Source organism: Bradyrhizobium sp. T-12 (assembly GCF_058314695.1).
The window spans coordinates 1,558,645-1,572,369 of record NZ_CM177756.1 but is presented as its reverse complement, the minus strand read 5'-3'; the positions used below and the strand labels follow the sequence as shown (position 1 = coordinate 1,572,369).

The 13,725-nt window shown below is 65.2% G+C and carries 10 protein-coding genes; 6 read left to right on the top strand and 4 right to left on the bottom strand.

Annotated features, from left to right (window positions below; translation table 11 throughout):
* Positions 1 to 79: 79 nt before the first annotated feature.
* From AC0WRY_RS07590 to AC0WRY_RS07580, 3 genes are all read left to right on the top strand, one after another.
* Entirely contained in the window at positions 80 to 1,000 is a 921-nt protein-coding gene (locus AC0WRY_RS07590; protein WP_194406392.1) for a LysR family transcriptional regulator, read from the top strand.
* 78 nt (positions 1,001 to 1,078) lie between these two features.
* On the top strand, positions 1,079 to 2,383 hold the full coding sequence (gene pncB, locus AC0WRY_RS07585) for a nicotinate phosphoribosyltransferase (protein WP_194406391.1): 1,305 nt from the start codon (positions 1,079 to 1,081) through the stop codon (positions 2,381 to 2,383).
* 245 nt (positions 2,384 to 2,628) lie between these two features.
* Positions 2,629 to 3,936, top strand: coding sequence for a GGDEF domain-containing protein (locus AC0WRY_RS07580; protein WP_491122866.1), 1,308 nt, complete (start codon positions 2,629 to 2,631; stop codon positions 3,934 to 3,936).
* 13 nt (positions 3,937 to 3,949) lie between these two features.
* On the opposite strand, the gene AC0WRY_RS07575 is transcribed toward AC0WRY_RS07580, so the two are convergent.
* Positions 3,950 to 4,570, bottom strand: a complete 621-nt coding sequence (locus tag AC0WRY_RS07575) for a TetR/AcrR family transcriptional regulator (protein WP_194408194.1) — start codon at positions 4,568 to 4,570, stop codon at positions 3,950 to 3,952.
* 669 nt (positions 4,571 to 5,239) lie between these two features.
* Between AC0WRY_RS07575 and AC0WRY_RS07570 the strand changes: the two genes are divergently transcribed.
* Together AC0WRY_RS07570 and AC0WRY_RS07565 are read left to right on the top strand one after the other, a co-directional pair.
* Positions 5,240 to 8,644, top strand: a complete 3,405-nt coding sequence (locus AC0WRY_RS07570; protein ID WP_491122865.1) for an acyl-[ACP]--phospholipid O-acyltransferase — start codon at positions 5,240 to 5,242, stop codon at positions 8,642 to 8,644.
* 5 nt (positions 8,645 to 8,649) lie between these two features.
* Positions 8,650 to 9,318, top strand: coding sequence for an alpha/beta hydrolase (locus AC0WRY_RS07565; protein WP_194406388.1), 669 nt, complete (start codon positions 8,650 to 8,652; stop codon positions 9,316 to 9,318).
* A gap of 3 nt (positions 9,319 to 9,321) precedes the next feature.
* On the opposite strand, the gene tcuB is transcribed toward AC0WRY_RS07565, so the two are convergent.
* The 3 genes from tcuB to tcuA are packed head-to-tail and all read right to left on the bottom strand — an operon-like array spanning position 9,322 to position 12,872.
* Positions 9,322 to 10,422: a tricarballylate utilization 4Fe-4S protein TcuB gene (gene tcuB, locus AC0WRY_RS07560; RefSeq protein ID WP_491122864.1), complete on the bottom strand. Its 1,101-nt coding sequence runs from the start codon at positions 10,420 to 10,422 to the stop codon at positions 9,322 to 9,324.
* Positions 10,423 to 10,426: 4 nt separating this feature from the next.
* Entirely contained in the window at positions 10,427 to 11,455 is a 1,029-nt protein-coding gene (locus AC0WRY_RS07555) for an alpha/beta hydrolase (protein ID WP_491122863.1), read from the bottom strand.
* Between the two features lie 25 nt (positions 11,456 to 11,480).
* A complete protein-coding gene (tcuA, locus tag AC0WRY_RS07550) occupies positions 11,481 to 12,872 on the bottom strand; it encodes an FAD-dependent tricarballylate dehydrogenase TcuA (RefSeq protein WP_491122862.1) in 1,392 nt (463 codons plus the stop codon).
* A 156-nt stretch (positions 12,873 to 13,028) separates the two neighbouring features.
* Here tcuA and AC0WRY_RS07545 point away from each other — a divergent pair, with 156 nt between their 5' ends.
* Positions 13,029 to 13,724 carry a GntR family transcriptional regulator gene (locus AC0WRY_RS07545; RefSeq protein WP_259219030.1) on the top strand — a complete coding sequence of 232 codons (696 nt, stop codon included), beginning with the start codon at positions 13,029 to 13,031 and terminating at the stop codon, positions 13,722 to 13,724.
* The last annotated feature ends 1 nt before the right edge of the window (position 13,725 follow it).

Below are 13,725 nucleotides of genomic sequence, written 5' to 3'. Positions count from 1 at the left end.
CCAATCCGGACGCGCGGCTTATCGGGAGATCATGGTCCGGTCTATTCCCCGGATAAATAGATCGATTATAATATATTGCATGAAAGAAATCGATCATTTGGCGCTCGACGGCCACGCGCTCGAACTGTTCCTCGCCGTGCTGGAGGAGGGATCGGTCACCGCGGCGGCAACGCGGCTCGGCCTGACACAATCGGCGGTCAGCCACGCCCTGAACAAGCTGCGGCGGATCGCAGGCGATCCGCTGTTCGCGAAATCCGGCCGCGGCATCGTCGCCACCGCGCATGCGCAGGCCCTCGCCGCAAAGGCACGCGCGCTGATCGACGAGATGCGGAGCTTTGCCGGCGGCGTCACGTTCGAGCCGCCACGCGCCCAGCTTTCGCTGACGATCGCCGCCAACGACTTCCAGCGCGACCTGCTGCTGCCACGGTTCTTCGACCATGTCGCCGCACAGGTGAAGAGCCTGAACCTGCGCGTGATCCCCTCGCAATCGCCCTCGCCCGCGATGCTGCGCGAGAACCGCTGTGATCTCCTGATCACCCCGCTGCCGCCATCCGGCGTCGACATCGTGCAGAAGCGCCTCTTGAGCGATCATTACGTCTGCTACTACGATCCCAAATCGCGCGCCGCGCCCACCAGCCGCGGCGCCTATCTCGCGGCGCGCCACATTACCGTCGTCTATACCGACAATGAGCGGCTCGACTTCGACCGCCGGCTGGCGGCTGGCGGCCTTCACCGCGACATCGCGATCTCGGTGCCGAGCTTTTCCGGCGTGCCGTCCTTCCTGCGCGGCTCGCAGATGCTGGCGAGCATGCCGAGCCTGCTGGCGTCCGGGATCATGCGCGATTTCGCGCAAACACGCATTCCGCTGGCGTCCCGCACGCGCACGCTGGCCGAGCTGCCGATGTTCATGGTGTGGCACCAGCGCTATCAGAAAGATCCGGCCCATCGCTGGGTCAGGAGCCAGCTCGAGACGGTCGCAGCAACAGCCGCCAGGGCCTGATAGCGGTACCGTCTTTCGGAAGACCAGCCCTCGCCAAATCCACTGGTTGCGCGCGGGCCGCCACGCTAGAATTCCCCCATGACAGTGACCGACATTGCGAGCCGGACCTACAATCACAGCTGGCGGCTGGATCCCATCATCCGCAGCCTGCTTGATACCGACTTCTACAAACTATTGATGTTGCAGATGATTCGGGAGGACTACCCGGATCAGCAGGTGACCTTCTCGGTCATCAACCGCTCGCGCCATGTGCGGCTCGCCGAGATCATCGACGAGGGCGAGCTGCGCGCCCAGCTCGACCATGCCCGCACCATCCGCTTCAGCAAGAAGGAGCTGATCTGGCTGGCCGGTAACACCTTCTACGGCAAGACCCACATGTTCTCGGCGGATTTCATCCGCTGGCTGGCCGAATTCCGCCTTCCCGAATACGAGCTGCGCAAGGTCGAAGGCCAGTACGAATTGCATTTCCACGGACCGTGGACCCACACCTCGATGTGGGAGATTCCGGCGCTCGCGATCCTCAACGAGCTGCGCTCGCGCGCCGCGATCAAGGGCCGCGGCCGCTTCGAGCTCGACGTGCTCTATGCCCGCGCCAAGGCCAAGCTCTGGACCAAGGTGGAGCGTCTTCGCAAGCTGGAGAACCTCCGGCTCTCGGACTTCGGCACCCGCCGCCGTCACGGCTTCCTCTGGCAGCGCTGGTGCGTCGAGGCGGTGAAGGAAGGGCTGGGGTCGTCCTTCATCGGCACCTCCAACGTGCTGCTGGCGATGGACAATGATCTCGAGGCCATCGGCACAAATGCGCATGAGCTGCCGATGGTCGCGGCCGCGCTCGCCAAGGACGACGAGGAATTGCGCTGGGCGCCCTATCGCATTCTCGACCAATGGCGCCAGACCTATGGCGGCAACCTCCTGATCGCACTGCCCGATGCCTTCGGCACAAAAGCCTTCCTGCGCGATGCACCGGAATGGGTCGCCGATTGGACCGGCTTCCGGCCCGACAGCGCGCCGCCGATCCAGGCCGGCGAGGAGATCATCGCCTGGTGGGAGAAGAAGGGTCGCAACCCCAGGGACAAGCTGCTGGTCTTTTCCGATGCGATGGATGTCGGCTCGATCGAGGAGACCTATCATCATTTCACCGGTCGCGTCAGGCTCTCCTTCGGCTGGGGCACCAACCTCACCAACGACTTCGTCGGCTGCACGCCGGACGGCTCGTTCAACCTCGATCCGATCTCGTTGGTCTGCAAGGTGTCGTCGGTCGACGGCCGCCCCGCGGTCAAGCTCTCCGACAATCCGGAGAAGGCGACCGGCATGCCCTCGGAGATCGAGCGATATCTGCGCGTGTTCGGCGACGCCGGCCGCGTGCGCAAGCCGGTGCTGGTCTAGTCGCGGCCCCCGCTCTTCATCGAGTAAACCGGGCACGACGAATGCGAGGTATTGGTTTTCCGATACCGCGCCAGTTCCGATTTACCGGCATTTGAAGCGATCTGCAGGCATTCATTTCACGACGCCTTCACCCTGCGATTCAGACTTTCGCGCTTTTCAGGTCGAGTTAAGCAACCGTCGCTTCTACTTCGCGTTGCAGGCGTAGCGCTCCGCTGGGGGCTTTGCGCGATTTGGGGAACGGCAGGGTGTTTCGCAAAACAGCGACGTCGAGGAAGGGAGGCAGCTTCCTTCACGTCATCAAGCTCGTCTCGCCTTTCGTGATGGTCGTCGTGCTCCAGGCGGCGATCGCGGGATTCAGCCTCGAGGTGATGTCTTCGGTCCGCGCCTATGTCGCGGGCGAAGCGCTGTGGTCGCGTTCGCAAAAGAACGCCGTCTATTTCCTCAATCTCTATCTGCATTCCGGCGACGCCAGCCAGTTCACGCAGTATCAGGCCTCGCTCGCCGTTCCCATCGGCGACGAGTTCGCGCGCTGGGCCCTCGAGCGCGATCCGGTCGACCTCGAGGCCGCGCGCATCGGCTTCCTGCAAGGCGGCAATCATCCCGACGACGTTCCGGGATTGATCTGGCTGTTTCGCTATTTCAACCGCGTCAGCTTCCTGCAGGAAGCGATCCGCGAGTGGACGGCGACCGACCCCATGCTGCTGGAGCTCAGCGTCTTCGGCGAGGTCATCCGGTCCGAGTGGAAGAACGGTCCGGTTCGGGACGCGGGCCGCCTGCAAGTGCTGTCGTCACGCCTCTCCGAGCTCAACGCCCAGTTCACGGTGCATGCCAACCGGTTCTCGACCGTCCTCGGCGAAGGCTCCCGCGCCATCAAGCTGACGCTGACCGGCATCAACATCGTCACCGCGGCGACGCTGATCCTGCTCCTGGTCTGGCACACAAGACGGTTGGTGCTGCAACGACAGGCATTCGAAGACGCGTTGCATGAAGAGAAGGAACGCCTGGCGTGGCAGGCTTCGCACGACTGGCTGACCGGCCTGTCCAACCGCCGCGCCTTCGAGGCGCGGCTGCAAAGCGAGCTCGACGTTGCCGCGGCCGATTCGCTCAGCCTGATCCTGCTCGACCTCGACCAGTTCAAGAACGTCAACGACAGCTGCGGTCACCTTGCCGGCGACCGCCTGCTCTGCCAGATCTCGTGTCTCCTGCAACAGGACCGGCGTCCGCACGATTTGGTGGCGCGCCTGGGCGGCGACGAATTTGGCCTGATCCTGCCGCAGTGCCCGCCCGCGAGCGCGGTCGATATCGCCGAACGGCTGCGGCGAGCGCTGGAGCTGTTCACCTTCGCCTGGGACGATCGTTGCTTTGCGGTGACCGCCAGCATCGGTGTCGCCTGCATCGCAGACAGCGCCACCACGCTCGAGGACGCAATGCGCCGCGCGGATGCCGCGTGTTATCGCGCCAAGGAGAAGGGACGTAACCGCGTTCAGGTCGACGGCGGAAAACCGGACGTCGTCCTCGTTGCAGCCCGGCCGCGCGAAGCGGCTCGGGCCTGAGGCTGGCCGCCCCTCACCGCACAGACGGAATCCCGAGACCCGCGAGATGCACGTCGATGAACTGCTCGACCTGCTGACGAAGCATTTGCGGCGGCACGGCCACCATGCGCTCCTCGAGGCCGAGCGAGATGATGCCGTGCACGGCGGAGAACAGCGTGCGCGACAGCAGCGCGATCTTCACGTCGTCCGCATCCGGCAATAGCCGCACCAGAGGCGGATGCATCAGCGCGAAAGCATCCATCACCATCTGCAGGATGTCGTCGGGGTAAGGACGATCGTCCTCCATCCGGTGCTCGAACAATGAGCGCAGCAGATTGGCGTGCTCGGCGAAGAACTCGAGATAGGTGCCGGCAAGTCCGTACAGTTGCCGCACCGGGTCCTCGTCCGGAACCTCGCGGAGCCGGGCCGTGAGCGCCTGAACGGTCTCCCGATTGACGGTCAGGATCACGCCGTCGAAGTCGCCGAACTCGTTATAGACGCTGCCGACGGAACAGCCGGCGGCCTCCGCAACATCGCGAACCTTTAATGATCTCAGGCCTTTAGTCGCGATGATGCCGCGGGCGATCTCCAGGATCTGGAGCCGCCGCCGATTTTTTTTGCGGTCTCGCAGCGATTCTTCTTGAACATTGTTCATTTTCAAGCTACTCATGTGAACATTGTTCAAATTAACCCGGAGACCCGCAAAATGCAAACCCTTGCTGTTGATATCGCCACCACCTTCGTCGATGACGCTGCCGCCCTCGTGACTGGCTCCGGCCGGGCCCTGCTGCGGTTCGCCATGGGCCCGATCAATCGAATCGCCAACGCCTGCGACGTCGCCGGCGTGCTCGCGGAACGTCGGGCAGCCTTCCGGATGTGGCGGGCCAGCCGCGATCGTGCGCGTCTCGAAGGGCGCAAGTTCAGCCTTCTTGGCCGCTGCTCGCCGTTTCGCCGCCTCTCCCATCTGACCTGAGACGCGTGCAGCCATGAACCCTAGGTTCAGCCCGAATCCCGGATCAGGTCGCAAGGAAGGACTCACCATGTCCCGACATTCGCGGTCGATCCCGCTGGCCACCGTGATGCGGTTCAGGTTTTCATCATGGCCCGGGCCATATCCGGCCCAGCGCGGCCGACGCGGCCGCGATCAGATAATTGCGAACCTAACGAGACCAATTGGAGACCAACAGGATCGGAGGAACCGAGGGGACAAAGCCGGCCGGCGACATCCTCGCCGTGCAATTTGCTTAACCCCATGCGCTTCCGGTCGTGACGCCTCACCGGCAACGTAACAACCTCAGGCTGCCTTTCCAAAACAGGACTAGTCATGATCAGGGAATTGATGTCGTCACGCCGCTTTGCGCCGCTGTTCTGGGCGCAATTCTTCTCGGCGCTCAATGACAATGTGCTCAAGAACGCGCTTGTCATCATTCTGCTCTACAGTGCCGCGACCGGCCACGGCGATGCGCTGGTGACGGTGGCCGGCGCCGTCTTCATCTTCCCCTATTTCATCCTGTCCGGGCTCGGCGGCCAGCTCGCCGACAAATATGTCAAATCCGTCGTCGCAAGGCGGCTCAAATTCGCCGAGATCTTCGCAGCGGGCTTTGCCGCCGCCGGCTTCTTCATGCACTCGGTGCCGCTCCTGTTCGCGGCACTCGCCCTGTTCGGCGTCATCGCCGCGCTGTTCGGGCCGGTGAAATACGCCATGCTGCCGGACCAGCTCGAACTCGGCGAGCTCGCGACCGGCAACGCGCTGGTCGAGGGCGCGACCTTCATGGCCATCCTGCTCGGCACCGTCGCCGGCGGCCAGTTCGTCGCCGGCTCCGCGCATATGGGCTGGGTCGCATCGGCCGTGGTCGTGCTGGCCCTGCTGTCCTGGGCGTTCGCGTCCCGCATTCCGCAGACCACGCCCTCCGCGCCCGATCTGCCCGTCGATGCCAATCCCTGGGCCTCGACGGTGAGCCTGCTCAGGACGTTGCACGCCGACCATCGGCTGTGGGACGGCACCGTGATCGTCTCCTGGTTCTGGCTGGTCGGCGCCATCGTGCTGTCGCTGCTGCCGGCGCTGGTCAAGGAGGTCGTCGGCGGCACCGAGGGCGTGGTGACGCTGTGCCTTGCGATCTTCGCGATCGGCATCGCCATCGGCTCGCTATTCGCCGCCAGCCTCAGCCACGTTCGCCCGAACCTCGCGCTGGTGCCGATCGGCGCGATCATCATGGGCTTTGCCGGCCTCGACCTCGCCTTCGCGATCGCCGTGACCGCCAAGGGCCAGGACATCACCGCGTCCGGTTTCGCGACCTCGTTCGCGGGCCTGCGCATGCTGGCCGATTTCGTCGCCTTCGCATTCGGCGGCGGCCTGTTCGTCGTCCCCTCCTTCGCCGCCGTACAGGCCTGGTCGGCGCCCAACGAGCGCGCCCGTATCATCGCCGCCGGCAATGTGCTGCAGGCTGCGTTCATGGTGGTCGGCTCGCTGTTCGTCGCGCTGCTGCAGGCGGCCGGCCTTCATGTCGGCTGGATCTTCTTCGGCCTCGGCGTCGCCAGCTTCGGCGCGGTGTGGTTCGTGCTGACCAAATGGGGCAAGGAAGGCGTGCGCGATTTCGGCGGCCTCCTGTTCCGCGCGCTGTTCCGCACCGAGGTCCGCGGCCTCGAAAACCTGCCGCCCCCGGGCACGCGGATGCTGATCGCGCCGAACCATGTCAGCCTGATCGATGGTCCGCTGCTGCACGCCGTGCTGCCGATCGATGCCAGCTTCGCGGTCGATACCGGCATCGCCAAGGCCTGGTGGGCCAAGCCATTCCTGCGCGTCGTCAAGCACTACACCATGGATCCGACCAAGCCGCTGGCCGCCCGCGACCTGATCAAGCTCGTCGCCGCCGGCGAGCCCGTGGTGATCTTCCCGGAAGGACGCATCACCGTCTCCGGCTCGCTGATGAAGGTCTATGACGGCACCGCGATGATCGCGGACAAGGCCGACGCCGTGGTCGTGCCGGTGCGCATCGAAGGCGCGCAGCGCTCGCATCTCAGCTACCTCAATTCCAGCCAGATCAAGCGCTCGTGGTTTCCGCGGGTGACGGTGACGATCCTGCCGCCGGTCAAGCTTCCGGTCGATGCCGCGCTGAAGGGCAAGGCACGCCGCAATGCCGCCGGTGCCGCGCTCCAGGACGTGATGATCGATGCCATGGTGAAGAACGCCATGCTCGACCACTCGCTGTTCGAGGCGCTCGGACACGCCTATCGCGACCGCGACACCGGCAAGGTCATCATCGAGGATGCGCTCGGCACCAAGCTGACCTATCGCAAGCTGATCCTCGGCGCGCAGGTCCTCAGCCGCAAGCTGGAGGACGGGACTGCCGTCGGCGAGAATGTCGGCGTGCTGCTGCCGAATTCCGCCGGCGTCGCCGTCGTCTTCATGGCGCTGCAGAACATCGGCCGGGTGCCGGCGATGCTCAACTTCTCCGCCGGCCCGGTCAACGTGCTCGCCGCCATGAAGGCCGCGCAGGTCAAGACCGTGCTGACCTCGAAGGCGTTCATCGAGAAGGGCAAGCTCGACAAGCTGATGGCCGCGATCTCCGCGGAAGCGCGGGTGGTCTATCTCGAAGACGTCCGCGCCTCGATCGGCCTGGCCGACAAGATCAAGGGCCTGCTCGCCGGCACGACGCCCCGCGTCGTCCGCCAGGCCAACGATCCCGCCGTCGTGCTGTTCACGTCGGGTTCGGAAGGCACGCCCAAGGGCGTGGTGCTGTCCCACCGCAACATCCTCGCCAACGCGGCGCAGGCGCTGGCGCGGGTCGATGCCAACGCCAATGACAAGGTGTTCAACGTGCTGCCCGTGTTCCACTCGTTCGGCCTCACGGGCGGAATGATGATGCCGATGCTCGCGGGCATTCCGATCTACATGTACCCTTCGCCGCTGCACTACCGGATCGTGCCCGAGCTGATTTACCAGACCGGCGCCACCATCCTGTTCGGCACCGATACGTTCCTTACCGGCTATGCCCGCTCGGCGCATGCCTACGACTTCCGCACGCTGCGCCTCGTGATCGCCGGCGCCGAAGCGGTCAAGGATCGCACCCGGCAAGTGTTCATGGAGCGCTACGGCATCCGCATCCTCGAAGGCTATGGCGTCACCGAGACGGCGCCGGTGCTGGCGATGAACACGCCGATGGCCAATCGCCCCGGTACCGTCGGTCGCCTCTCGCCGCTGATGGAAAGCCGCCTCGATCCGGTCCCCGGCATCGAGGAAGGAGGCCGCCTCTCGGTGCGCGGGCCGAACGTGATGCTTGGTTACCTCAGGGCCGAGAATCCCGGCGTGCTCGAAAAGCTTCCCGAGGGCTGGCACGACACCGGCGACATCGTGGCGATCGACGCCGCCGGCTTCATCACCATCAAGGGCCGCGCCAAGCGCTTTGCCAAGATCGCAGGCGAGATGGTCTCGCTGTCCGCGGTCGAAGCCATCGCGGCCACGCTGTGGCCGCAGGCCGGATCGGTCGCCGTGTCGATCCCCGACCAGCGCAAGGGCGAGCGCATCGTGCTCCTGACGACGGAGAAGGGTGCCGAGCGCAGCGCGATGCAGGGCCAGGCCAAGGCGATCGGCGCGTCCGAGCTGACCGTGCCCGCGGCGATCATGGTGGTCGACAAGGTGCCGCTGCTCGGCACGGGCAAGACCGACTATGTCACCGCAACGACGATGGCACGCGAGCAAGCCTCAGCGCCGGAGCGCGAGGTGGCGTAGGAGAGATGCACGAGGCGCCGCGATCAGGCGATGCGCGATGCCCGGGAGTGGTTCTGCTTCACGGCATCGCGCGGACCTCGGCATCCCTGAAGAGGCTGGAACGGGCGCTCCGTGCAACCGGCTTCGCAACGCTGAATATCGACTATTCCAGCCGCAAGAAGCCGATCGCGGCGCTTGCTGACGACATCCACCCGGCGATCGCCCGCTTCGCCGAGCGCGACGCACCGCTGCACTTCGTCGCGCATTCGATGGGCGGCCTCGTCGCGCGCGCCTATATCGCAAGACACCGGCCGGCCCAGCTTGCCGGCGTCGTGATGCTGGGTACGCCGAACGGCGGCAGCGAGGTCGCCGATGTCCTCAGCGGATCCCGGCTCTACCGCGCATTCTATGGGCCCGCCGGGCTCGAGCTCACGACAGCGACCCGGCCGGACGCCCTGCCAGCCGTGGACTATCCCGTCGGCGTGATTGCGGGGAGCCGTTTCATCGATCCCGTCGCCGGACTGTTGATTCTGCCGAGGCCGAATGACGGGCGGGTGTCGGTCCAGAGCTCAATGCTGGCCGGCATGGCCGATCATATCGTCATCAGGGCATCGCATACCCGGCTTCCACGTGACGCCGGCGCGATCGAACAGACCATCGCCTTCCTGCGCGACGGGCGCTTCCGGGCCCGCTAACCGTCACGCCGCCGTCCGTCGCTCCTGCGCATAGCGCACCAGCGCAGCGAAGCGATAGATGCCGTGCACGAATTTGCCGTAGGGCATGGTGACGAACAGCGCGAACACCGCGCCGAGATGCAGGGCGAGCAGCGGGCCCATGGCGGCGGTCTCGCGCAGGACGAGGAGCAGCATGCCGGTGAGCCCGGTCAGGAACAGCATGGCGATGAAGCCGACATCCATGCCGTAACTGAACTCGTCGAGCAACGCTGGATCGCGCTGCATCTTGGCCGTGAACAGACCGATCGGGCCAACGATCAATCCGATGCCGCCGAGCGTGCCCAGCACCACCGGCAGGTCCCACCACGGATACGGCGCCTCGCGGCCGAGCAGATAGTGATAAAGCGTCGCCGCCGACGTCGCGGCAAAGCACAGGATGAAGCCGTAGAACGTCAGGTGGTGATAGAGCTTGCGCCGGTCGGTCGGCTTGTCGTCCTCGTTGTAGCAGCCGACGCCGCCGCCATGGAGATAGCGCAGCTCACCGGCGTCGCGGATCGCCTGGAAGATCGAGCCGCCGTCGGCGCGGCCGCCGATAGGCGGACCGATATCGCGCCAGAAGGCGCGCACGCTCATGACCAGGGCAAGAACAGCATAGAGGAAGGCAGCGCTGAACAATGCGGCCATCGCGTTGTGCGGCATCAGTCTGTAGAACGCACCGGGACCGGTGTGCACACCGAACAGCACGTTGCGATCATTCAGGGCAGCGAAGCCGAGGATGAAGGCCGCCATGCTGAGCGCAGCGATGATGCTGATAACGAGCCCGTTGCGGGCGAAAGCGCCGGACAGCGCGCCCGGCCAGGCATAGGCCGCATAGGATTCGGCGCGCGCGACCGCGAGCGTCTTCGGCACGTTGACATTGAATTCGTGCGGCGGGGAGAACTGGCAGTCGACATAGCAGGCGCCGCAGCCATGGCAGAGATTGGCGAGATAATTGAGGTCGCCGTCGGAGAAGGCGCGGCGCATCTCCATGGCGGGAAACACAGCGCAAAGTCCCTCGCAATAGCGGCAGGAATTGCAGACCGTCATCAGGCGGTCGGTTTCGTCCAGAATTCTGGTTCCGTGCATGGCGCTACTTCGTCAGGCCTTTGCCCTCGAGCCATTTCTGGATCAGGGCGGCGACCTCGAGGTTGTTCTTGTCCATCATCACCATGTGCGAATTGCCCTTGATGCCGGCCTGCGGGAGGTCGACGACGTCGATGCTGCCGCCGGCCGCCTTGATGGCATCGGCAAAGGCGATACCGTTGCCGCGGATCTTGGGCCAGCGCGAATCGCGCTCGATATAGTCGCCGTAGATGATGAGGGTCGGAATGGACTTCAGCACATCCGCCTTGGCGGGATCGCCGATGCCGGCCGGCTCGATCGCGATCAGCGCCTTGACCTTGTCGGGCCGGGCCTGCGCCACCTTGAAGCCGAAGCTGCCGGCCTGGCTGTGGAACAGGATCACCGAGGGGCCGACACGATCGAGCTCGGCGATATAGGCGGCGACGGTCGCGTCATCCGTCGTGGTCCAGCGCGGCACGTTCTGCTTGACGAAGTTCTCATAGCCCTCGACCGGAAACTGGTTGCCCGGCAACAGCTTTCGCTTGGCGGGATCGGGATCGTAGGAGCCCGGACCCTCGCCGATGCGGAAGCGCTCGAATGGATTGGCCGTGGTGAGGAAGACCGGCTCGCCCTTGAAGATGTCAGGGTATTGCGCCCAGCCCGCGCGTCCCCGCTCCACCGCGTCGGAATTGTAGACCGCCCAGCCCTTGCGCAAGAAGTAGTTCAGCCAACCCTCGCGCCCGTCCGGCGTGGTCTCGTAGGTGACGCCGGTCAGTCCGCCGCCGTGCCACATCAGCAGCGGATAGGCGCCCTTCTCGTTGGCCGGCAGGAAATATTGCACGTACATCTGCTCGACCTGGTAGGTGCCGTTTGGATCGACCTTGGCCGGCACGCCGCCGGGCGTGAACACGACCTCCCTCACGGGCTTGCCGGAGATTTCGACAAGCCGCCCGCCGACATGGAACGAACCCATGTCGCGCAGGGTAATCGGCTCGGCGGCGTGGGCGTGACCTGCGATCAGCAGCGCCGTGAGCGAAGCGATGACAATGCGCGACATGGTTCCTCCCTGACTTTTCTTCGTTCTAGTTTTTCGCATGACGTGCCGCTTCCCGGCCTGCGATCCGTCCGAACACACTGCCGATGGTCATGCCCATGCCGGCGGCATAGCCCTTGCCGAGCACGTTGCCGGCCATGATCTCACCGGCAGCGAACATGTTGGCGGAGGGCTTGCCGTCAGCCATCAGCATCCGCGCTTCTTTGGTTACGCGCGTGCCGAGATAGGTGAAGGTGATGCCAGGCCGCACCGGATAAGCGAGATAAGGCGGCGTCTCGATCTTGCGCGCCCAGTGGGTCTTGGGTGGCGTGATGCCCTCGGTCACGCAATCATCCAGGATGGTGTGGTCGAAGGTGCCGGGCCGCACCGCGGCGTTGAATTCTGTGATGGTCTTTTCCAGCGCAGCCGGATCGAGCTCGAGCTTGCCGGCAAGCTCGGCAATTGTTTGCCCGGCGATCGGCGGGAACAAGGTCGGCATGAAACTGGTGACGACCGTGGAATCGAAGATGATGTAGGCGATCTGATCGGGCTGCGCCGCGACCAGCCGGCCCCAGATCGCATAGCGCTTCGGCCAGATGTCCTCGCCTTCGTCGTAGAATCGCTGCGCGTGCTTGTTGACGACGATGCCGAACACGACGGAGTCGTGCCGCGTGATGATCCCGCCGTCGAATTTCGGCGCGCGGGCGTCGATCGCGACCGCATGACACTGGGTGGGATCGCCGACCTCCTGCACGCCCTTGTCGAGCAGCATCTTCAGGATCGATCCGCGGTTGTAGGGCGTGCCGCGGATCAGGAAATTGTCGGCGGCCTCGCCCCAATATTGCTTCAGCCATTCGATGTTGGCCTCGAACCCGCCGGCGGCAGCGACCAGCGAGGTCGCGCGGATCTCGGTCGCACCCTTGACCGGCCGCTTGAGGCGCGCGGCCAGGAACATGCCGTCCTCGATCACGAGATCGGTGACCTCGGCATCGTATTCGACGTCGACACCGAGCCGCTCCGCGGTCAGGTACAGCGCGTTCAGCATCGCGCGGCCGCCGCCGAGGAAGAAGGAATTGGTGCGGCCGAGGCTCAGCGTGCCGCCGAGCGAGGGCTGCCAACGCACGCCCTGCTCCACGATCCAGTTCAGGATGTCCTTGGACTCCCGGATCATATGCCGGGCGAGCACCTCGTCGGTCTGCCCGCCGGTGACGCGCAGCAGATCCTCCCAAAACTCCTCTTCGGTGTAAGGGCCGGTGAGGATTTCGGTCGCCGCGTCATGGGCGCAGCGCATGTTGCGGGTATGGCGCGTGTTGCCACCACGGTAGAACTTTGGCGCGCCTTCGAGCACCAGCACTGACGCGCCGCTGCGCCGCGCCGCGATCGCCGCGCACAGCGCCGCGTTGCCGCCGCCGATCACCAGCACGTCGTATTTGCTGCTCATGCCGTCTGCCCGATGCGACGAAGTTGGAAATATTCTGCGCGCCGGCGGCTGCGGTCAACCAGGCCGCCATTGCGTACCTTTGTATACAAAGATATACGTTGGCGGGACAAGCGCCATCTTCGCATGGGCAGGATGCACTTTGCGTTCCGAGGACAAATGGCCAGACGACCGGCAAAGGCAGGCGGATCAATCACGCGTGGCGGGGGCGTCGCGCTGGGTGAAGCAGTGTTCCGCTCGCTCTGCGAGGCGCTCCAGGCCGGCAGCTACCGTGCCGGCGACCGATTGCGCGAGGAAGAGGTCGCCCAGCGGCTGAAGGTCAGCCGCACGCCGGTTCGCGAAGCGTTGGGCCGGCTCGCCGCACGCGGCTTTGTCGAGCCCGCCGGCGGCCGCGGCGTGATCGTCCGCAACCTCGACATCTCGGAGGTGCTCGAGCTCTACGCCATGCGCGAGATCATGGAAGGCGCCGCCGCGCGCCTCGCCGCCGAACATGCCTCGACGCCGGAGATCGACGCGCTCAGCGATATCGAGCAGGCCTTCGTCGAGGCCTCCGAGACCAACGCCGCGGAGATGGCAGGAGACATGGCAAGGCTGAACCGCGCCTTCCACGAGGCGATCTGCCGCGCCGCGCGCAACCGCTATCTCGACAACGCCTCGCGCGAATTACAGGACTGGATCGCCCTGCTCGGTCCGACCACCTTCACCGTATCGGGTCGCCCTTCGACCAGCCATGGCGAGCACCAGGCCATCATCGAGGCCATCGCAGCACGCGACGGCGACAAGGCGGAGCAGCTCGCACGCGCCCATATCCGCGAGGCGCTGCGCTGCCGGCTGAAACTGTTGCAGAAGCAGTAGG